A 20,480-nucleotide genomic window follows, 5' to 3' on the forward strand; every position below is an offset into this window, starting at 1 on the left:
TGAGAGTGTGCCAGAATTCCTAAGAAGATTGCGTGGGTATCATCGAATTGCTTCCTATAGTTTGTCCGTGCTCATGCTTTCCATATTAACATGGTATCAATGGACCTGGGGGCTTATTGGTTGGCTAATTGTTGCTCTATTAGTTTATCTCGATTACAAAGCCGAAAAGTCCTTTGAGGCTGAGATTGAGCAATATATTTCCACCCTATCCTATCGAATTAAAAAAGTAGGGGAAGAAGTGATTTCTGATCTTCCCCTTGGGATTATTCTGTATGATGAAGAGCATAAGGTTCAATGGCATAATCGATATGTGGTTGATCAATTAGGGATAGAAGAAATCATGGGTGGCAAGAAAATCAATGATGTACTCCCTAAGCTGGAACAATGGATCATAGAGGGAAATCAAGAGGGTACATTCCGTCATCAAAACCTGGTTCTCCAACTGATTAGCCAGCCAGAGGAAAGGTTGCTTTATCTTTTTGATCATACAGAGTATCATCAACTGCAAACCAAGCATCGACAGGGGCAGGTTGTTTTTCTGCACATTCATTTGGATAATTTAGATGAAGTAACCCAAGGCTTGGATGAACAGCGCAGAGCTCTAATGATGAGTGAAGTGAGCCGAGCTCTGAACAATTGGACACAGGAACTAGGAATCTATATCAAGAGAACGAACTCTGATAAATTTTTTGGAATCATGAATGAGCATTCCTTGCGTCAGCTAGAAGAAAATAAGTTTGAGATTCTGGATACGATTCGTGAGCTCACCAGTCAGAATAAGATTCCAGTCACACTAAGTATTGGTGTGGGAGCGGGTACGGAAAACCTGCTAGAATTAGGTCAGCTTTCCCAATCTAGCTTAGATATTGCGTTGGGAAGAGGGGGAGATCAGGCAGCGGTCAAAAGAGGGACAGGGAAGATTACCTTTTATGGTGGGAAATCTAGTGCCATTGAGAAAAGAACGCGTGTAAGAGCCCGAGTGATCTCTCATGCTCTCAGAGATTTGATCAGAGAAAGTGATCAGGTCTTCATTATGGGACATCGAGATCCTGATATGGATTCCATAGGAGCGGCAATTGGAGTACTGAAAGCCGTTCACGTTAACCAGAAGACAGGATATATTCTTCTGGATACGAACCAACAAACAGCAGGAATTCATAAACTTATGCAAGAAATAAAGAAAAGTGAGGACCTGTATAAACATTTTATACCATCCTCTGAAGCCTTAGAGCTGAAAACAGAAAAGAGCTTGCTAGTTATTGTCGATGTTCATCGTCCCTCTCTTGTCATGGAAGGGAAAGTACTGGACAGTATTTCACGCCGAGTGGTGATCGATCATCATCGCCGTGGAGAGGAGTTTGTCACAGAGCCTCTCCTTGTCTATATGGAGCCGTATGCTTCATCAACGAGTGAGCTCGTCACAGAATTACTGGAGTATCAGAGCACGGATTTAAAGATGACCTCGATAGAAGCGACAGCTATGCTGGCAGGGATCGTGGTTGATACCAAAAGCTTTGCTTTTCGAACGGGTTCAAGAACCTTTGATGCGGCTTCTTACTTACGACATCATGGAGCAGATACGAGTCTAGTGCAAAAAATATTAAAAGAAGATATGGATCAGTTTATCAAAAGGGCGAAAATCGTGGCGAATGCAGAAATCTACGCTGAAAAAATTGCCATCTCCATAGGGGAAATGGATGAAAAGTATGGTCAGGTCTTATTAGCCCAAGCGGCAGACACCTTGCTCACGATGAATCAGGTCATTGCATCCTTTGTCCTCAGTCAGCGCCCAGATGGTATAATTACAATAAGTGCACGTTCCTTAGGGGAGATCAATGTGCAAATGATTATGGAGAAATTAGAAGGTGGAGGTCATTTGACCAATGCAGCCACTCAAATAGAAGGAAAGTCACTGGATGAGGTTATCGAGTGGTTAAAAGAAGTCATTGATGATTATTTTCGAGGGGGAGTGAAGTCATGAAAGTGATATTTCAAAAGGACGTTAAAGGAGTCGGGAAAAAAGGGGAAGTAAAAGAGGTTGCTGAGGGGTATTTCCGTAACTTTTTAGCTCCAAAAAAATTAGCAGTAGAAGCAAGTGAATCGAACCTAACGAGTCATAAAATGAAAGAAAAAAGCAAGGAAAAGAAGCATCAGGAAGAAGTGGAGCAAGCTCGTGAATTAGCTGCCAAGCTTGAGAAGGAAACGGTTCAAATCAAGGCGAAGGCGGGGGAAGGCGGTCGCTTATTCGGAGCGGTAACCAATAAGCAGGTGGCAGAAGCCTTAGCGCGTAAGAAATATTCAATTGATAAACGCAAAATCGTGATGAATGAGCCGATTCGTACCATTGGAGTTACTAATGTACCTGTTAAGCTTCACCCCGAAGTGACAGCTACGCTTAAGGTACAAGTGATTGAAGAATGAGTGAATTATTCTTAGACCGTACACCACCACAGAATATAGAAGCAGAGCAAGCGGTTCTAGGATCTATTTTTCTTGATATAGAAGCCTTATTCAAAGCAACAGAATTGATCAGAGTAGAAGATTTTTATCGTACAGCCCATCAGCGAATCTTTGAGGTGATGGTTGAATTAAATGATGCGGATCAGCCGGTCGATTTAATCACGGTGACCTCGGAGCTTCATGATCGCAAATGGCTGGATGAGGTAGGCGGAGTCAGCTATTTAAGTGATCTGGCAAACTCTGTCCCGACTTCTGCTAATGTAGAATACTATGCCTTAATGGTAGAAGAAAAAGCGATTTTAAGACGCTTAATCAAAACAGCCACCCAGATTGTCAGCAGCGGCTATGCTGCTCAGGATGAAGTTCAAGACATCCTGAACCAAGCAGAACGCAGTATCCTGGATATCTCGGGGAAAAGAACCAATGATGGTTTTATCGCGATCAAAGACGTGCTGGTGGAAACGTATGAAAGAATTGAAACTCTCCACAACAGTACAAGTGAGATGACAGGGATTCCATCTGGCTATCGTGATTTGGACAAGATGACCTCTGGCTTTCAGCGCTCGGACCTGATTATTCTTGCTGCACGACCTTCTGTTGGTAAAACAGCCTTTGCTCTAAATGTGGCACAGAATGTAGCGGCAAGAGCAGGGGAAACCGTGGCTATCTTTTCTTTGGAGATGTCGGCTCCACAGCTTGTCCAGCGTATGCTGTGTGCCGAAGGAAACATTGATGCCAACCGAATGCGTACAGGAACCTTTCAAGAGCCTGATTGGGACAAGCTGACCATGGCGATTGCCACCCTTTCGAAGGCAAGTATTTTTATCGATGATACGCCGGGAATTACAGTGAGCCAAATCCGTTCCAAATGTCGCCGGCTCAAAGCAGAGCATGGACTGGGGATTATTCTGATCGACTACCTTCAACTGATCCAAGGCTCGGGAAAAGAGAATCGACAGCAGGAGATTTCCGCCATTTCCCGTACATTAAAGGGAATTGCCAGAGAGTTGGATTGTACCGTTATCGCGTTATCCCAGCTTAGTCGTGCTGTAGAGCAGCGTCAGGATAAAAGACCGATGCTTTCCGATTTGCGTGAATCAGGGTCGATTGAGCAGGATGCGGATATTGTCGCCTTCCTCTACCGAGACGATTACTATGACCATGAGTCAGAGAATAAGAATGTCATCGAAATCCTGATAGCCAAACAGCGTAACGGACCTGTAGGAAAGGTTGAGCTTGCCTTCTTGAAGGAATATAACAAATTCGTTAACTTAAGCAGAGAAGCACAGCGCGAGGCTCCACCATCTATGGGAGCATAAAAAAGAATCGTACATGCTTTTGAGAAAATAAACAAATAATACCTTGTATAGGTCTATTATTTGTTTATTTTTTTCTTTTGTGTCCTTCGAATGACGAACAAAAATAGATGAGTTAGAAGAGAATGTTCGTGAATGTTATTGAAGTTTCGAGTCAACTCTGTTACACTAAAAGAGGTTTTTTTCCAAGAAAATAGTTACTGGAGGTGTGTCCCATGGCAAGCGTTGTTGTAGTTGGAACGCAATGGGGAGATGAAGGAAAAGGAAAAATCACGGACTTTTTGTCTGAGAAGGCAGAGGTTGTGGCAAGATATCAGGGTGGAAATAACGCAGGACATACCATCATTTTTAACGGAAACAAATATAAATTACATCTAGTACCTTCTGGTATTTTTTATACAGATAAATTATGTGTCATTGGCAATGGAATGGTTATTGATCCGAGAGCTTTAGTTCAGGAGATTCAATACATACATGACCAAGGCTTCTCAACGAAAAATCTCAAGATTAGTAATCGGGCGCATGTCATTCTGCCGTATCATCTAAAATTAGATGCAGCTGAAGAGGATAGTAAGGGTGCCAACAAAATAGGGACGACTCGCAAAGGAATTGGTCCAGCTTACATGGATAAAGCAGCGCGTGTGGGGATTCGAATTGCTGATCTTTTAGACCCTGAAGAGTTTAAAGTGAAGCTTCAACGAAACCTCGAGGAAAAGAATCGTCTGTTGACCAAAGTATATGAGGTTGAAGGGCTGACATTTGAAGAAATTTATAGCGAATACTTAGAAATGGCAGAAATCATCCGTCCTTATGTGACAGATACCTCTGTCGTCTTAAATGATGCTTTAGATGAAGGAAGAAGGGTCTTGTTCGAAGGGGCTCAAGGTGTGATGCTGGATATTGACCAAGGAACGTATCCATTTGTTACTTCCTCTAACCCTATTGCTGGGGGAGTATGTATTGGTTCCGGCGTGGGACCTTCTAAGATTCACCGTGTAGTTGGGGTTGCCAAAGCGTATACGACTCGTGTTGGAGACGGTCCTTTTCCAACAGAGCTGAATGATGAAATTGGAGATCAAATCAGAGAAACAGGAAATGAATATGGAACGACAACAGGACGTGCTCGCCGTGTAGGCTGGTTCGATAGTGTTGTGGTTCGCCATGCTCGCCGAGTGAGCGGAATTACAGATCTGTCCTTGAACTCGATTGATGTATTAACGGGAATTGAAAAAGTGAAGATTTGTACGGCTTATGAGTACAAAGGAGAGATTATCGAATCGTTCCCAGCTAGCCTGAAGGTGCTTGCTGAGTGCAAGCCGATCTATGAAGAGCTTCCTGGCTGGACAGAGGATCTTTCAGGTGTACGTTCTCTAGATGAGTTACCTGCTAATGCTCGTCACTATTTAGAGCGCGTTTCTCAGCTTACAGGAATTCCATTAACGATCTTCTCTGTAGGAAGAGACAGAGATCAAACGAACTTAATTCGCGGAGTATATGCTTAAATAAATCAATCAAATTTCGACGTGGTCAAAAAGTCGAATTTGTAGAAAAGACAACAAGAAAGGAGCCCTGTGGCTCCTTTTCGTGTCTAAACGTTCAACATATTACCATTTTTTGGTCTTGGACAATTTAGTCGAATATGGTAAAGTGGTGTCATGAGTGTCCAAAAGACCTCTTCTAGTAGGGAGGCAAAAATATACTAGTCTATAAGGTTAGGCTTTGGGTTAAATCTATGAAGGAGGTTGTCATGTCTATATTTCGAAAGCTGGCAGCTTGGACTAAGAAGACCACACAAGCTGTTCAAGATAGAGCAAAAAGCATAGATATGAAACATACATTCCATTCACAAGAATGGCTACAGAAATCGAAGCACTTACTGCAAAAACAACTACTCCAATCAAAACAATTCATCATAAATTATAAAAAACAAGCGATTATTTCAGCTACTATATTAACTGTCGGGCTTTCTGGTGCAGGAATGGGTCATACATACTATCAATCCAACATTAGTACAGTCTATCATGTATACTTACACGGTCAAAAAATAGGAACAGTAGACAATCCAGAGCTTATTACGAGCTGGATTGAAGATCGGATCGAACAAGAATCGAATCGTTTAGATCATATTACATTTCAAGATGATAATAGTCTTCAATTTGAAGCTGAGGAAATCTATCAGCCTGATTTTGATAACGAAGCGGCACTTGCCCAATTAGAATCGCAATTTTCGCTGAAGGCGGATGCGGTGAAGCTTGTGGTTGATGGTCACTTCATTGGCTATGTATCAAATGAAGAAAGCATCCACACTATATTAGACTCATTTAAGCGTGAATATGTTTCAGAGGAAATTCTTGCTACTTTAGATGATCAAGCGAAAGACAAGAAGAGTGTTGTGTCTATTGCCTCTGTGGCTCATGATGAGATGGCAGAAGGAAATATGGAAGTGCAAGAGGTGACGCCCCCTGCTGCACAGAAGAAAATAGATGAGCTTGAAGTTGTCGATGTTGTGATTAAGCAAGAAGTAGAGTTGGAATCGGAAACGGTACATCCTCATTTGGTATTAAATGAAGAACAACTGAAGGAAAAGCTATCTCAATCCAAAGTAGAGAAGAAGATTCACGTCGTTCAAGAAGGAGACGTTTTAGGATCTATAGCTCAAAAATATGGATTGAAGATTCGTGAATTGCTAGATTTGAATCCTGATGTAACAGAAAAGACCGTCCTACAAATTGGGCAGGAGTTTATCGTTACAGCGGAGGAGCCTTTGATTACTGTACTAACAGTAGAAAGGATATCTAGAGAAGAAAAGATTAACTATGAAATCGAAACGAAGAGTGACCCTGATATGTTCCGAGGAGACACTCGTATAGAGCAAGAAGGAAAAGCAGGGAAAAAGGTTGTCGATTACTTGATTATCAAGGAAAATGGTCAAGTGATTGAGAAAAAGATAGAAGATGAAGAAATCATCGAAGAACCGGTTACTAAGATTATGGTTCGCGGAGAAAAAGTAAAGCCTTCTCGAGGAGATGGAAGTTTCAAATGGCCAACAATGGGCGGGTCCATTACTAGTGGATTTGGAAAGCGTTGGGGTCGTTTGCATCAAGGAATTGATATCTCAGGTGTGAAGGATAAGACGATCATGGCTGCTGACAACGGTAAAGTAACGACAGCGGGCTGGCACAGAGACTACGGAAATTACGTGATCATTGACCATGATAATGGATATCAAACCTTATATGCACATTTAGAATCGATTAGTGTATCCAAAGGAGATATCGTACAAAAGGGAGATACCTAGGCATCATGGGAACGACGGGAAGATCAACAGGTGTGCATTTGCATTTTGAAATTATCAAAGATGGTTCTGTTGTTAATCCTTTAACTTACTTTAGAAAATAATCGTGAGTAGACATAGAATAAAATAAATAGATTTATCTACTTTATTGAATAAAAGCACTTATTCCTTTTAAAAGGGGATAAGTGTTTTTATTGTGTTTTACCCCCCTTATTATTAGAATAGAAGTAAATAGGCATTGTTTACGGAGGAGAAGGGGGCAGAAGATGAGTTATAAAATACTAGTGGTAGATGATGAGCGACCAATTGCAGATATTCTTCAGTATAACCTGGAAAAAGAGGGCTATGAGGTAATATGTGCTTTTGATGGGGAGGAAGCCATCATGAAAGCATTAGGAGAGGAACCCCATTTAATCCTATTAGATATTATGCTTCCCAAAAAGGATGGGATGGAGGTCTGCCGACATATCAGACAGACTAAGGATATCCCCATCATCATGCTGACAGCCAAGGATTCTGAGCTAGATAAGGTTCTGGGCTTAGAATTGGGTGCAGATGATTATGTGACCAAGCCCTTTAGCACTAGAGAGCTGGTGGCTCGAGTCAAAGCCAATTTAAGAAGATACCAAGTCGCTCAGCCATCACATGCCCCACAGGAAGGGATTGAGATTGGAGAGCTGGTTATCAATACCGATTCCTATACTGTGCATCGGTCGGGAGAGCTGATCGATTTGACTCACCGTGAATTTGAGCTTCTCTTATATCTTGCCAAACACAAAGGTCATGTCTTAACCAGAGAGCACTTATTACAGCAGGTCTGGGGCTATGATTACTATGGAGATGTACGCACTGTAGATGTTACCGTACGTCGGCTAAGAGAGAAGGTTGAACAAGATCCGAGCCAGCCTGAGTATATCATGACCCGCAGAGGAATTGGCTATCTGCTGAAGGATGATCATCCGACAAAGCACCAGCTATAGGGGGCAAGGATGAAAACATTAAAATTTTTTAACCGTATCCAGTGGAAATTTGTCACGATCTATATGCTCCTTATCTTAATCGCCATGCAGATTATCGGGGCTTATTTTATCAAAGCACTAGAATCTCATTATGCTAATAACTTTACCCGCAGTCTTGAACAGCAGGCGAGCTTGCTGGTCTATAGCATCCAGAACTATCTCAAAGAGCCGAATGAGCGGATGGAAGAGGACCCGTATAAGGATATTGATCTCTTTGTCGAGCAAATGATATCCACTCCCCATATTGAGATCCAGGTGTTGGACCAAAATGGAGTAATCATCAGTACATCCGTCGATAAGCATTCGCTCATTGGTCAGAAAAATACGCAGATCGAAGTGAAAAGAGCCCTGCAAGGAACTCGAGATGAATCGATTCGGATCAATCCGAAAAATGGGCATCGAATTAAAATCCTAGCGCTCCCGATTAAAGTAGAAGAGGATGTTATCGGGGTCTTATTTCTCATGGCTTCGATGGAAGAGATGTATCATACCATCCGTGAGATTAATAATATCTGGGCAACGGGAACCTTTATTGCGCTTGTGCTAACGGGATTAATGGGCGTAGCCTTATCTAGAACAATCACTCTGCCGATTAAGGAAATGACCACCCATGCCACAGCGATGGCGAATGGGGACTTCTCCACAAAAGTAAAGGTGTATGGACAGGATGAGATTGGTCAGCTTGCTGCTACCTTTAACTACTTATCCGAAAGACTCAAACAAGCACTCACCGAAAATGCAGAAGAAAAAAACAAATTAGCTTCGATTCTCTCTAATATGAGCGATGGTGTGATTGCAACTAATAGCGAAGGAAACATCATTCTGATGAATCAGTGTGCCGAAAGAATGTTCCAGCGTTCGGAAGAAGAAATCTTGGGGACAAGCTTGAAGGAGCTGCTCTTTTTCTCAGAGGAAATTCAAGAGGACAACCTTTTCGAGAAGGAAAGGCAATTTCTATTAGAGCTTGATATAGAAGGGCATGAAATGATTGTTCAGCTGAATACGACACCGCTAATGAAAGAGAAGCAATTCTTAGGCTTGGTTGCTGTATTGCAGGATGTAACAAGGCAGGAAAAGCTGGAAAACGACCGTAAAGAATTTGTCGCGAACGTTTCCCATGAGCTAAGAACGCCTTTAACGACGATGAAAAGCTATTTAGAAGCCTTGGAGGATGGAGTGCTGACAGATCCAGAGCTGGGACCTCGTTTTGTTAAGGTGACCCAAAATGAAACGGAGCGTATGATCAGGCTGGTCAATGATCTCTTACAGCTTTCCAAAATGGATAAGAAAACAAGACAATATGTTCAGGAAACTGATATAAAAAGGCTAATGATAGATGTAACGGATCGTTTCTCTGTTCAATTGAAGCAGCAGAATATTCAGCTTACACTCTTCATTGATGCCCTGCCACTCGTTGAGGTCGATCGAGATCAAATGACGCAGGTCTTAGATAATGTAATATCCAATGCCATTAAGTACTCCTACGAAGGAGGCAGTATCACCATCACAGGCAAGCAAGAAAATGAAGAAACCCTGCTAATCACCATTCAAGATGAAGGGGTGGGGATTCCTAAATCAGAGCTAATGCATATTTTCAAACGCTTCTATCGAGTAGACAAGGCAAGGTCGAGGGATATGGGGGGAACAGGACTGGGCTTGTCTATTGCCAGGGAAATGATTAAAGCACATAAGGGAAGCATCTCTATAGATAGTGATTATGGACAGGGAACAACCGTATCTATCCGATTGCCAATGAAGCAGGGAGAAGGAGAGAGGGAATCATGATCGAACAACTGAAAACCGTTCTTCTCGTCCTGCTTGTGGCTTCGAGTGCTTTTTTGACCTGGCAGATTTGGACCTATCAACCCCATTACGATTATATTAATCCGACGGAATATGTGATCCATGAGGGCTTAGCCCAACGAAAAGAGATGAATGAGCTGGTACGTCCTGAGCTGATCATCTATCATTATGGGGAGCAAAGCCATACCGTTTCCTACCCCGAAATGCTGCAATATCGGATACTGCATGGACAAATGTCCAATTGGTATTTTTATAATTTTAGGCAAGTAGAGCAAGAGGACTATGGTACATGGCAGAGTCAGATTGAAGAAAATGAAGGAATTGAATTTGTCTTTCAAACAGGCTTGCCCTTGCAGCTTATTCAGGATATCTTTCAGATTCGGACGGAGAATGTAACCCTCCCCTTAATCAATCGAATTTGGATTTTCGAGGATATGAATAACGAAGAAGTCTTCGCCATGTTTATTTCAGAAGACGATCAGCAATTGGTTCAAGCTCGAACCAGTATATCTCTAAGTGAACTAAAGAACTACCTGGCTCTCGGTGAGAGTCGTCCAGATTATCGGGCGGTTACCTTTTCTGAGCCACAGGAGGAAGAGGTTTATTCTATTTATTATCTGCCGACAAGCCCGGTAGAGATGACGGAGTATCGTTATTTTTACCAGCGTATCCCTGTTGAAAACATGATTCAGTACCTTTTTGTCGATCCAACCTAGCTCGTCCGATTCAAGATCGGAGCGGGGGCAGCTTCTACACAGATGGATCAAGAGGCTTGCATTATGACCAACAGCAGTATGCAATGTATTTCTTTCATCCTGCTGCTCAATACTCACAGACGGACGTGCTATCCGACACCTATGTCCAGCGGAGCGTGCAATTCGTCAATCAGCATAAAGGCTTCGATTCCAATTACTATCTGCACCGAATTGAACGTAACGAGCAGGAGCAGAAGGTGTTGGTAGAATTCAGAAACTACATGGGAAATTATGCTATCTATTCAGAGGCTCAAGAGAATGACCAAAATGTGATACAATTAGAAGTGCAAAATGATCGAGTGGTGGGTTATTACCGACCGATGTTTGAAATCGATCAAGTGATTAACCAATTTCCTAGAGAGCTTCCCTCAGGGGATCAATTGCTGTCATCTCTAGAGGAAGAGGGAATCCTACTTTCTCAAGTGTTTAGTATTTCACTGGGATATAAGCTGACCATCGAAGAGTACTACTTAAATTATGTCCCTCACTGGGTCGTGGAGCTTAAGAATGGCGAGCGGCTGTTTATCAATAAGCTGAAACCAAAAACAGAGGAGGAGCCCAGCGATGAATTGGAGTCGAATTAAAACCATCTTCATCCTTGCTTTCCTCATCTTAAACTCGTTTTTAGGCTATCAGCTGTGGGAAAAACAAACCAAAAAAATTGAAATGGCTCAGGTGTATGAGAGCTCAATGGATGAGCTTCTCCTGTTAAAGCATATCACGTTAGCGACAGAGCTAAGTGTAGAACAAACCCAGATGTCACAGCTCAATACACAATTTGCCATCTATTCCTTACAGGAGCTCTATCATGTAAGCAAGCAAAACATCCTGATCGAAAATGAGCAGCTTCATGCTCAGTTAATGGAGCCCTATCCTTTAGCTGAACCCTTCGATCCATATCTGTTTCAGCAGAATTTCATGAAGGGGCATGTACTGAATGGGGAGCAGTATGTCTTTGATCGGAAGACGCCGACAGAGATCGTTTATTTGCAGAAGATCCAAGACTACCCTATTTTTCTCTCGACCGTGAAGTTTAGCATTGAGGATCAACGGGTAGTAGAGTACAAGCAAGTCTATCATGAGGTTGTTAATAAAGGGACGGAGCAGCCTGTTATCTCTTCGTTTACCACAATTAGAGCCTTATTGGATCATCAGGTGATTCCTCCGAATTCGACCATCCAGAGGGTGACACTAGGCTATTATGGTCAAATTTACGAGATAGAAAGCCAGGTGCTGACCCCGGTATGGAGAGTTTTAATTGAGCATGAGGGGAAGCAAATCACATATTATGTTAATGCTTTTACAGGTGCGTTAGAATCCGTACCATTAGAGCAATAAATTAGAGAAGTATAGAGGTGGAGAGGATGACATTACGTTACTCTGTATTAGCAAGCGGGAGTACGGGAAATGCAATATATATTGCTTCAGAGCAATCTAAGATTCTTGTCGATGCCGGTCTAACCGGAAAGCAGCTAGAGCAGTTATTTGCCCAGATTGGAGAAAAGCCTGACGACTTGGATGCCATTCTAGTGACGCATGAGCATTCGGATCATGTCAAAGGGCTTGGTGTACTGGCGAGAAGATACGAGATCCCAGTCTATGCCAATCAGAAAACATGGGGAGAGCTGGACAAGCTGTGCGGGAAAATTGATGTCGAGCAGAAATTTCACTATGAACGAGAGCAAATCATTCAAATAGGGGACATCGAAGTAGAATCCTATGGGGTTTCCCACGATGCAGTCGAACCTATGGCTTTCTGTTTTCACCATCAAGGAAAAAAACTCAGTGTGTCAACCGATATGGGCTATGTGAGCGAAAAAATCAAAGGAACCCTGCAAGAATCGGATGTGATCATTTTCGAATCGAACCACGATATAGAAATGGTGCGCATGTGTCATTATCCCTGGAACATTAAGCGCAGAATCCTAAGCGACGTAGGTCATTTATCCAATGAAGCCTCAGGAGAAGCGCTGGCAGATATTATCTGTGATCGAACGAAAAAAATCTATCTGGCTCATCTAAGTAAAGATAACAACATGCGCGAGCTGGCAAGAATGACCGTCCAACAAATACTGGAGCAAAAAGGCTTTGAAATTGGACGCGAGCTGACTCTGCATGATACCTTTCCTGATACACCGACGAAGCTAGTCGCTGTATAGGGTGCATAGAATGAAGACGATCTTGTCAAAATATTGTTAAAAATACATGTTACTTCAATTCTTGAGTCTTTCTCTATTCTAAGTATAATAATAGGGAGAGGTTAATATCTTGCCAAATGAACAATACTGATACTATGAAATATAAGGAAGGTGTTCAATGATGGGATATTATGATGAAGGATTTGAAAGACCGAAAAAATCAAAGCAAAGAGGCCCGTGGTTTACTGCCTTTATCTCCTCCATTATCGGAGGTGTTGTTTCCTTATCTGTCTTACCCGCATTATCTGGATTAGGTGTCCTGCCCTATGACGTGGTGATGAAAAATGCAGAATCACCTGCTCAAGCCACAGTGGCAGTCGATAATAAGGTACAGCCTGTCCATCAAAGCGTAAAGGTGAATGTTTCCTCTGAAGTGATCGATGCTGTGGAGAAGGTATCAGATGCGATTGTCGGAGTTGTCAATATTCAGGAAGTAACAGATTTCTTTAACCGTCAATCCTCTCAAGCTGTAGAGCAGGGAGCGGGTTCAGGAATCGTCTATGAAATCGATAAAATTTCAGGCAAAGCACGCATTGTCACCAATTACCATGTCATCGAAAATGCCAGATCCGTGGAAATATCCTTGTCTAATGGAGAAAGAGTGGAAGCCAGCCTGCGAGGAGCCGATCCGCTGACAGATCTCGCCGTATTAGAGATCGATGCCGAGCATGTGGACACCGTCGCGATCTTCGGTGATTCCGATGCCGTTCGCACAGGAGAGCCTGCTATTGCAATTGGAAACCCTCTAGGTTTAGAATTTTCTCGTACTGTGACTCAGGGAATCATTAGTGCGAAGGATCGCTCCATCCCTGTTCCTGCTGGAGGCGGCTGGGAAATTAATGTACTGCAAACCGATGCGGCCATTAACCCCGGAAATAGTGGGGGAGCTTTAATTAACATTCAGGGGCAGGTCATTGGAATCAACAGCTTAAAGATTGCCCAGCGCGGCGTAGAGGGACTAGGCTTTGCCATCCTATTAATGATGCCTTACCAGTGATCCATGATTTAGTAGAGCATGGAGAGGTACAGCGTCCGTATATGGGAATTACGACCCAAAGCTTAACCGATATTGCCAGCTACCACTGGACCGAAACCTTGAAGCTTCCTGGTGATGTGAAGCAAGGGGTTGTCGTCATGTCTGTTCAATCCTTATCCCCAGCAGATCAATCCGGATTGCAAAAATACGATGTGATTGTCCAGCTGGACGGAATCGATATCGAAAATGTTCTTACTCTACGGAAATATATCTTCAACAAAAAGAAAATCGGGGATACCTTAGAGGTTAGCTTCTACCGTGGAGGACTCCTTCAAACAGTTGAATTATCCTTAGATAAAGTATTGAAGAATGAATAATTTGTGAAAATAAAGGAATAAAGCGCAGATCATTGAAAGAAAATAAAGCAAGAGGGGACTCCCTCTTGCTTTTCGTTTATACTATAAGAGAGTATGTTCACAATCGTATAGGAGATAGACATATCAATAAGATCAAACCAGCACAAGAGACAAGAATAGAGCAGGAGGAAAAAGAATGTATGTATGCTGTAAGGAACATTTAGAATTGGCGATTGATCATTTTGTGGATGATTTTGAAGACGCTCCAGATGTGTATAAGTTGGATGAGGTTCATTTTACAGAGTGGGTAGCTCCAGAAAATTGTGAGTTTTGTCAGGGCAAGCCGACGTTTCTGGTCCTTTAAGAATCGGAGGAAATGGCACTACAGTAAGGATTTGGCTTACTATGCATAATCATAAAATAGTTATACACAGGTGTTATCAACATGTGGATAACATCGAAATAAGTCGTCACTAGATTTAGTATTTTGATAGAGAAAGAGGAAAAAAACTGTGCATATATCGATCGTTAGTGTGGGGAAAATTAAAGAAAAGTATCTAAAATTAGGGATCTCTGAATTCGAAAAACGACTAGGGCCATACTGCAAGCTCCAGCTTATTGAGGTCAGCGATGAGCAGGCTCCTGAGCAATTGAGCCAGAAAGAGATCGAGCAGGTCAAGGAAAAAGAAGGAGAACGCATCCTCGGACAGGTCAAACAGGATCAATATGTCATTGCATTAGCCATTGATGGGGTAAATTGGTCTTCTGAACAGTTAGCCAAGGAATTAGATCAGCTCGCCATCTACGGAAAGAGCAGCATTGCTTTTATCATTGGCGGTTCCAATGGACTCTCAGACGAGGTTCTGAAGCGAACTAATAAGAAGCTATCTTTTTCAAAGATGACTTTTCCACATCAATTGATGAAGTTGATTTTATTGGAGCAGGTGTATCGGGCGTTTCGGATTATGAAGGGGGAACCTTATCATAAGTGAATGAGGTTTTAGTTAAATTTTCAAGCCAAAAATAAATTTGTTTTATTTTTGGCTTGAAAACATCAGAATCCACAAGAACCGCTGCTTATTTTATCCTTGGGCTTTCATAATTTTATTCTTTTTATTTATTGTCACATTGAGAAATAAATGGTTTTGCTAATCTGGAATGGTGTATTTTATCTCCTAAACTAAAAAACTCACAGAAGTTCATGATGAGAGGCTTCCATTTTTCAGGATCAATATAACTTTTGTTACCTTCTACTAAAATCGATTCGTCAATATGTGTTTTTATGATTTCAACTTCAATCGCCTTGAGCAAACTAGGTTCATCAAATGAATGAATGTTCTTAACAATGGCCTCTAGCTGAACAGGACATTCATGTACAACTGGTGCTTTCACTACTTGAGCTGGTTTTGCAGTAAGGTTCGATCTACTAAATTTATCCGCTACATATTCATAACCCATATTTAGTTTATAATCTGCGATTCGTTTATTTCCAGTTGTTAGAGCTAGCTTATCTACACTACTAACTAATGTAGCTGAAGGTATGTTTAATACACATTCCCTTTCCCTAATTAAATTTGTGACAGTCTGTGAATTCCCGCTCATCCCTAGCATACATGAATGATTCAACCACCATGCCGATGACATTGGAGCTAAGTTAGGTGTACCGTTTTCATTTAATGTACTAATTAGTACAACAGGGGTTCCAAAATAAAATATTTTAGGATTAATTGTTTTATGCATAGATTTCACTTCCTCTAAAAATTTTGATGCAAAGTAAGTATATTATTTTTAGGTGGAAGATTACTTTCAAATTATTCTATATTTTTTCCTAAACATTCCAGGGGTGAATCCTGTTTCTCTTTTAAAAAATGTACTAAAATAGGAGGGATTCGAGAAACCAATTTCCATTGCAATTAAAGTGATACTTTTGTCTGTATTTATTAAAACGTGGATGGCTTTTTCAATGCGGATCTTGTTAATGTAATCAAGAGGGCTCATATTTTTTGAATGCTTAAACATTCTTTGTAAATGGAATGGACTTATATTACTTATTGAAGCAAGCTTTTCTAATGTGATGAACTCATGGTAATTTATTTGTATCCATGCAACTAGTTCATTTATCATTTCTTCATTCGGGTGTATTTGTAAATCTGGTTTGCATCTTTTGCATGGCCGAAAATGATTGTGAGTAGCATCTGTTTGGTGATTAAAGATGACAACATTTTCAATTTTCGGCTCTTTAGATTTACATGAGGGACGACAATAAATGTAAGTGGTCTTAACACCATAGAGAAAAACTCCATCATATGATTCGTCATTTGTGATAATGGCATTCCAGTACTCCTTAGGAATAATTTGATCTAAAAATGACATTCTCCTGTTTCTCCCCCATTGATTTTTAAAGGTTAATCTATACTAGTGTTGCATTGTAACCGTCAAGTAAAATTGAATACTTTTTGCTAATTAATTTTGAACACTGGGATGTCAACAGTAAATTGGGCAAATTTTTAAAGGTGCATTAACTTGTATTCAGGGGGGGTTAGATAGTCCAATGATCCATGTATACGGATATTATTGTACCAATTTACATAATCAAAAAGTTAAAAAATCAAGTACGGTAGCTGTAGCATCTGCTACGACATTGTCATATGGGTTTCCTTTTTCGCTCAATGATCTCTCGATGCCAAATACCGCCAACGCTTGATCAATGAGCGTATTATTAAACTCACTACCGCGGTCTGTGTGAAATAATTCGAGGCGCTGTAGATTGTATTTAACCGTGGCGAAGGCACGTTGAACTAACTCTGCATTCTTGTGAGGACTCGAACTATAACCAATAATCTCCCGATTATATAAGTCAACCAGGATGCAGATATAATGCCATGTCTGTTTTACTCTTACATAAGTTAAATCGTAAGCGTCAAACAAGAAGGTGTATTCCAATCCAATCTAGACTTTGAGACAATTCCGTTAGAGTAAGTCGTTGGAGTTTTTCGACTCTACTCGAAAAACTCTAGTGGGAGGATGTCCAATTGCAAACTTTAGAGATTAGGAATCGCTATCGACTTCAGCAGTGGACGGAGATCATTCGTGATTGCCGTTCCAGTGGTCAGACCGTGGTTCGTTGGTGTGCCGATCACGAAGTTAGTGTGAAAAGCTATTACTACTGGCTTCGGAAAATTCGTGAAGCCGCGTGTGAATCTCTCCCCGCCTTCTCATCCCCGAATGAACCAACTCTCGTACCGGTCCATCCATCTTTGCGGACGAACGCTCCTCGTTCCGAAGCGAGTCATGAACAAGCGGCGATCATCCTTCGTACGGATGCCGTTACGATTGAAATTCATCCGCATGCGTCTACCGCACTTCTCGAACAGACGCTTCGCATCCTTCAGTATGTTCGGTGACATCTCGAAGGCCGATCAGCTGTATATCGCCTGTGGATATACGGATATGCGAAAATCCATTGACGGCCTGATTCACTTGGTGCAGCATCAGCTACAATTGAACCCGTTTCAGAATCATTTGTTTCTGTTTTGCGGTCGCAAGCGTGATCGTATGAAAGCCTTGTACTGGGAAGGCGATGGATTCGTACTGTTGTACAAGCGATTGGAATCGGGTCAATACCAGTGGCCCATGGATGCCGAGGCCGTACGCTCGATCATGCCACAGGAGTTTCGATGGTTGCTGGAAGGACTGTCGCTCCATCAGCCGAAAGCGGTAAAAAAGCTTGCTTTCACCCCTTCTATGTGTCTGATGAAAATATAGTATTAGACTGAATGTGCAGAGTACACGCGGCATTACGCATTACATAACCGCTAGACCCCGAAAAATAAGTATTAGACTGATCCCCAAAATCAAACCAGCGGCAGCCATGGGGACGGAAAAATAAAGTTCTAGACTGCCACTGGTTTAGTGAGCTATCGTACTCCGTTAACTCAATCAAGGATACAAACATACTTGCATGAAACACTCTTTTTCATCAAAAATGGGGTGGGACTGCAATAGTGAAATGAACGTAAAGTGTGGGATTCATCTAATAAATTTACTTACAGATGAGATCCACCGCTTGCATCGAGCAATTGACCGGTTACCCAACGGCTGTCCGACGAAGCGAGAAAGGCAACAATATCCGCTACATCCTCGGGTTCTCCCCATCTGTTAAAGGTTGAAAGACCGGCCGCATATTTTTGCCCATTGGGATCTTGCAACGTCCCAGCATTCATCTCTGTGTTAATAATGCCGGGCTGGATGGCGTTTACCGTAATATTGCGGCTACCCAGCTGTTTAGCCAGAAGATGCGTAAATGTGTCGATGGCCCCTTTCGACATGCTGTAGGCGAACACACTTGGAGACGCTACGCGCGTCACAAAGGATGAAATATTAATAATGCGCCCTCCGTCTTTTAGACGCGGTAAAGCTTGCTGGGTAACAAAAAGCTGTGCTTTGACGTTAACCTTCATCACCTCATCAAAAGATTCTTCAGTTGTCTCATCTAGGCTAACTATTTGACCGATTCCAGCATTGTTGACAAGAATATCGAATCCGCTACCGCCAGTACGTTCCCGAATGTCATCATCCAGTACCGCAAATAAATCATGAATGCCATCGAGAGTGCTCAGGTCAGCGCCAATCGCGCACGCGTTACCTCCGCTTTGCTCGATCTGGTGAACGACTGCCTCCGCTTCATTTCGTCTTTTTCCATAGTGCACGACGACAAATGCGCCCTCTTGTGCCAGACGCAATGCGATGCTGCGGCCAATTCCTCGGCTCGCTCCGGTTATTAAAGCGATTTTACCTTTCAACTTACTCATGTTTTCATCTCCTTGTCCGAATTCAAATATAATTTTATCACAGGACAATATTTGAAATGTTGCTCTCTCATTCGGTTACAAGGGGATGGCTACTGGTGGGTTTTTCCGTGGTTAATCTTAAACTATCCTGCCCGTTTAATGGCCCTTCGTCAGTCTAAGACTTTATTTTCTCAGTCTAATATTTTATTTTCTTCTGACACTATGTAAGCCGAAAAAGTGTCAAAAACCCTTGTAAAATCTGGATTCATGCCTGCTTTTATGGTATAATAATAGGTATAGAAGACAGTGAAGGAACGGTATCTCATGAGCCCCTTGGAACAGACTGCATGAGCTGCTTGTACAAGAGCGATATCTGCATGCCGATGAGACACCCTTGCAGGTAATGAATGAGAAGGGTCGGAAGAACACGACCTCCTCCTACATGTGGATCTACAGCATCGGTCAGCATAGTACGCATCCCATAAGGATCTTTGTATACCAGCCAGGACGAGGGGCGAGATACCCGCAAGCGTTCCTGAAAGGATTCAAGGGATATTTACATAGCGATGCCTACTCTGGATATGCGAATCTAGCAGGAACGATCTCTTGTCTATGCTGGGCACATCTTCGGCGTAAGTTTGTTGAGGCATTGCCACCGGAGGCAAAGAATCCGGAAGGGACCCTTTCCACGGATGGGGTAGCCTACTGCAACAAGCTATTTGAGCTAGAGGCACAGCTTGCCTCACATCTCCCTGAAGAGCGAAAGGAACAACGTCTGGTGCAGGAAAAGCATGTACTCGATGCTTTTTGGACGTGGGTAGAAACGGCCAAAGGTAAAGTTCTTCCCAAATCAAAGCTAGGCGAAGCTCTGAAGTATGCGCGTAACCATAAACAAGCGTTGATAAATTATTTACAAGATGGGAACTGTGTGATCTCGAACAATCTAGCTGAGAACAGCATTCGCCCCTTTACGGTCGGCCGCAAAAATTGGTTGTTTAGCGGAAGTCCACGGGGTGCAGCCGCAAGTGCAGCGATCTACAGCATCGTAGAGACAGCAAAGGCAAATGGATTGAGCCCCTACAAATATCTAGTCTATCTGTTGCAACAGTTACCGGCGGTTGCATTTCGTCAGCAGCCGGAGTTACTTGATGATTACCTTCCATGGAGTCCGGCAGTTAGGCAACATTGTACATAACGCAAAGCCTGTGGATCCTCATCATGAGCCATGGGTTTTTCTTTTTCAATACACCTGGTTATTAGACGCTTACGTTAAATCACTAACAACCACTTTTAGTTTCTGATCCTGATCAAATTTTCGATTTAATGTATTCCTAATGCTCGATTCATTACACTTGGCTTTGCTTGGTTTAAATTGAGCCACCGTATACTTTGAAACGAGCCCTTGCTCCTTCATGATTCGACCGATACGGCGTCGTGACACTTGCGAACCCTGTTTTTCAAGCTCTTTCTTAATCTTTCGTTGACCATAAATATCCCTGCTTTTTTTAAAGA

17 protein-coding genes and 5 pseudogenes are annotated in these 20,480 nt (G+C 42.2%); 17 read left to right on the plus strand and 5 right to left on the minus strand.

Going from position 1 to position 20,480, the window contains the following annotated elements; translation table 11 throughout:
- The first annotated feature begins 7 nt into the window (after positions 1–7).
- The 14 genes and pseudogenes from JCM10596_RS13245 to rlmH all read left to right on the plus strand — a co-directional run bounded on the left by JCM10596_RS13245 (position 8) and on the right by rlmH (position 15,170).
- Complete coding sequence (locus tag JCM10596_RS13245; RefSeq protein WP_025027545.1) at positions 8–1,981, plus strand: DHH family phosphoesterase; 1,974 nt, start codon at positions 8–10, stop codon at positions 1,979–1,981.
- Positions 1,978–2,421: a 50S ribosomal protein L9 gene (gene rplI / locus JCM10596_RS13250; protein WP_025027546.1), complete on the plus strand. Its 444-nt coding sequence runs from the start codon at positions 1,978–1,980 to the stop codon at positions 2,419–2,421. Before JCM10596_RS13245 ends, rplI begins: the two co-directional genes overlap by 4 nt.
- Positions 2,418–3,779, plus strand: coding sequence for a replicative DNA helicase (gene dnaB, locus JCM10596_RS13255; protein ID WP_025027547.1), 1,362 nt, complete (start codon positions 2,418–2,420; stop codon positions 3,777–3,779). Before rplI ends, dnaB begins: the two co-directional genes overlap by 4 nt.
- A 212-nt stretch (positions 3,780–3,991) precedes the next feature.
- Positions 3,992–5,278 (plus strand): adenylosuccinate synthase, encoded by a 1,287-nt coding sequence (locus JCM10596_RS13260; protein WP_025027548.1) that lies wholly within the window; start codon positions 3,992–3,994, stop codon positions 5,276–5,278.
- Between the two features lie 935 nt (positions 5,279–6,213).
- Positions 6,214–7,175 (plus strand): annotated as a pseudogene (locus tag JCM10596_RS31385) (LysM peptidoglycan-binding domain-containing M23 family metallopeptidase).
- A 162-nt stretch (positions 7,176–7,337) separates the two neighbouring features.
- Complete coding sequence (gene yycF / locus JCM10596_RS13275) at positions 7,338–8,051, plus strand: response regulator YycF (protein WP_025027550.1); 714 nt, start codon at positions 7,338–7,340, stop codon at positions 8,049–8,051.
- 9 nt (positions 8,052–8,060) lie between these two features.
- A complete protein-coding gene (walK, locus tag JCM10596_RS13280; RefSeq protein WP_025027551.1) occupies positions 8,061–9,875 on the plus strand; it encodes a cell wall metabolism sensor histidine kinase WalK in 1,815 nt (604 codons plus the stop codon).
- Positions 9,872–10,609: a two-component system activity regulator YycH gene (gene yycH / locus JCM10596_RS30865; protein WP_025027552.1), complete on the plus strand. Its 738-nt coding sequence runs from the start codon at positions 9,872–9,874 to the stop codon at positions 10,607–10,609. Before walK ends, yycH begins: the two co-directional genes overlap by 4 nt.
- 8 nt (positions 10,610–10,617) lie before the next feature.
- Positions 10,618–11,232, plus strand: a complete 615-nt coding sequence (locus tag JCM10596_RS30870) for a two-component system activity regulator YycH (protein ID WP_081792040.1) — start codon at positions 10,618–10,620, stop codon at positions 11,230–11,232.
- Entirely contained in the window at positions 11,213–11,986 is a 774-nt protein-coding gene (locus tag JCM10596_RS13295) for a two-component system regulatory protein YycI (RefSeq protein ID WP_025027554.1), read from the plus strand. The genes JCM10596_RS30870 and JCM10596_RS13295 overlap by 20 nt, the downstream gene beginning before the upstream one ends.
- 26 nt (positions 11,987–12,012) lie before the next feature.
- Positions 12,013–12,807, plus strand: coding sequence for an MBL fold metallo-hydrolase (locus JCM10596_RS13300; RefSeq protein WP_025027555.1), 795 nt, complete (start codon positions 12,013–12,015; stop codon positions 12,805–12,807).
- Positions 12,808–12,967: 160 nt separating this feature from the next.
- Positions 12,968–14,199: pseudogene (locus tag JCM10596_RS25485) on the plus strand (S1C family serine protease).
- Between the two features lie 175 nt (positions 14,200–14,374).
- The gene (locus JCM10596_RS28765; protein ID WP_081792041.1) at positions 14,375–14,542 is read left to right on the plus strand and encodes a CxxH/CxxC protein; all 168 of its coding nucleotides are present in this window, start codon (positions 14,375–14,377) and stop codon (positions 14,540–14,542) included.
- A gap of 148 nt (positions 14,543–14,690) precedes the next feature.
- Positions 14,691–15,170: a 23S rRNA (pseudouridine(1915)-N(3))-methyltransferase RlmH gene (gene rlmH / locus JCM10596_RS13315; protein ID WP_025027556.1), complete on the plus strand. Its 480-nt coding sequence runs from the start codon at positions 14,691–14,693 to the stop codon at positions 15,168–15,170.
- A gap of 121 nt (positions 15,171–15,291) precedes the next feature.
- On the opposite strand, the gene JCM10596_RS13320 is transcribed toward rlmH, so the two are convergent.
- The 3 genes and pseudogenes from JCM10596_RS13320 to JCM10596_RS25490 all read right to left on the minus strand — a co-directional run.
- Positions 15,292–15,918: a flavin reductase family protein gene (locus JCM10596_RS13320; RefSeq protein WP_025027557.1), complete on the minus strand. Its 627-nt coding sequence runs from the start codon at positions 15,916–15,918 to the stop codon at positions 15,292–15,294.
- Positions 15,919–15,984: 66 nt separating this feature from the next.
- Positions 15,985–16,551: a bifunctional transcriptional activator/DNA repair enzyme AdaA gene (locus JCM10596_RS13325; protein ID WP_025027558.1), complete on the minus strand. Its 567-nt coding sequence runs from the start codon at positions 16,549–16,551 to the stop codon at positions 15,985–15,987.
- 134 nt (positions 16,552–16,685) lie between these two features.
- Positions 16,686–17,091 (minus strand): annotated as a pseudogene (locus tag JCM10596_RS25490) (transposase); the annotation flags it as partial.
- A 119-nt stretch (positions 17,092–17,210) separates the two neighbouring features.
- Here JCM10596_RS25490 and tnpA point away from each other — a divergent pair.
- Both tnpA and tnpB read left to right on the plus strand, forming a co-directional pair.
- A complete protein-coding gene (gene tnpA, locus JCM10596_RS31685; RefSeq protein WP_025027559.1) occupies positions 17,211–17,582 on the plus strand; it encodes an IS66 family insertion sequence element accessory protein TnpA in 372 nt (123 codons plus the stop codon).
- Complete coding sequence (gene tnpB, locus JCM10596_RS13340) at positions 17,572–17,943, plus strand: IS66 family insertion sequence element accessory protein TnpB (protein WP_025027560.1); 372 nt, start codon at positions 17,572–17,574, stop codon at positions 17,941–17,943. Before tnpA ends, tnpB begins: the two co-directional genes overlap by 11 nt.
- A 281-nt stretch (positions 17,944–18,224) precedes the next feature.
- On the opposite strand, the gene JCM10596_RS13345 is transcribed toward tnpB, so the two are convergent.
- On the minus strand, positions 18,225–18,989 hold the full coding sequence (locus JCM10596_RS13345; RefSeq protein WP_025027561.1) for an SDR family oxidoreductase: 765 nt from the start codon (positions 18,987–18,989) through the stop codon (positions 18,225–18,227).
- Positions 18,990–19,311: 322 nt separating this feature from the next.
- Here JCM10596_RS13345 and tnpC point away from each other — a divergent pair.
- A pseudogene (gene tnpC, locus JCM10596_RS25495) lies at positions 19,312–20,163 on the plus strand (IS66 family transposase); the annotation flags it as partial.
- A 72-nt stretch (positions 20,164–20,235) separates the two neighbouring features.
- Here the strand turns inward: tnpC and JCM10596_RS13355 are convergent.
- Positions 20,236–20,480: pseudogene (locus JCM10596_RS13355) on the minus strand (IS3 family transposase); the annotation flags it as partial.

This window comes from Caldalkalibacillus mannanilyticus JCM 10596 (assembly GCF_000615945.1).
Lineage (GTDB): Bacteria > Bacillota > Bacilli > Caldalkalibacillales > JCM-10596 > Bacillus_AT > Bacillus_AT mannanilyticus.

Coding starts and splice junctions, on each gene's coding strand:
- rplI (WP_025027546.1), top strand. CDS start 1,978: ATGAAAGTGATATTTCAAAAGGACGTTAAAGGAGTCGGGAAAAAAGGG.
- dnaB (WP_025027547.1), top strand. CDS start 2,418: ATGAGTGAATTATTCTTAGACCGTACACCACCACAGAATATAGAAGCA.
- JCM10596_RS13260 (WP_025027548.1), top strand. CDS start 3,992: ATGGCAAGCGTTGTTGTAGTTGGAACGCAATGGGGAGATGAAGGAAAA.
- yycF (WP_025027550.1), top strand. CDS start 7,338: ATGAGTTATAAAATACTAGTGGTAGATGATGAGCGACCAATTGCAGAT.
- walK (WP_025027551.1), top strand. CDS start 8,061: ATGAAAACATTAAAATTTTTTAACCGTATCCAGTGGAAATTTGTCACG.
- yycH (WP_025027552.1), top strand. CDS start 9,872: ATGATCGAACAACTGAAAACCGTTCTTCTCGTCCTGCTTGTGGCTTCG.
- JCM10596_RS13295 (WP_025027554.1), top strand. CDS start 11,213: ATGAATTGGAGTCGAATTAAAACCATCTTCATCCTTGCTTTCCTCATC.
- JCM10596_RS13300 (WP_025027555.1), top strand. CDS start 12,013: ATGACATTACGTTACTCTGTATTAGCAAGCGGGAGTACGGGAAATGCA.
- JCM10596_RS28765 (WP_081792041.1), top strand. CDS start 14,375: ATGTATGTATGCTGTAAGGAACATTTAGAATTGGCGATTGATCATTTT.
- JCM10596_RS13320 (WP_025027557.1), bottom strand. CDS start 15,918: ATGCATAAAACAATTAATCCTAAAATATTTTATTTTGGAACCCCTGTT.
- JCM10596_RS13325 (WP_025027558.1), bottom strand. CDS start 16,551: ATGTCATTTTTAGATCAAATTATTCCTAAGGAGTACTGGAATGCCATT.
- tnpB (WP_025027560.1), top strand. CDS start 17,572: ATGTTCGGTGACATCTCGAAGGCCGATCAGCTGTATATCGCCTGTGGA.
- JCM10596_RS13345 (WP_025027561.1), bottom strand. CDS start 18,989: ATGAGTAAGTTGAAAGGTAAAATCGCTTTAATAACCGGAGCGAGCCGA.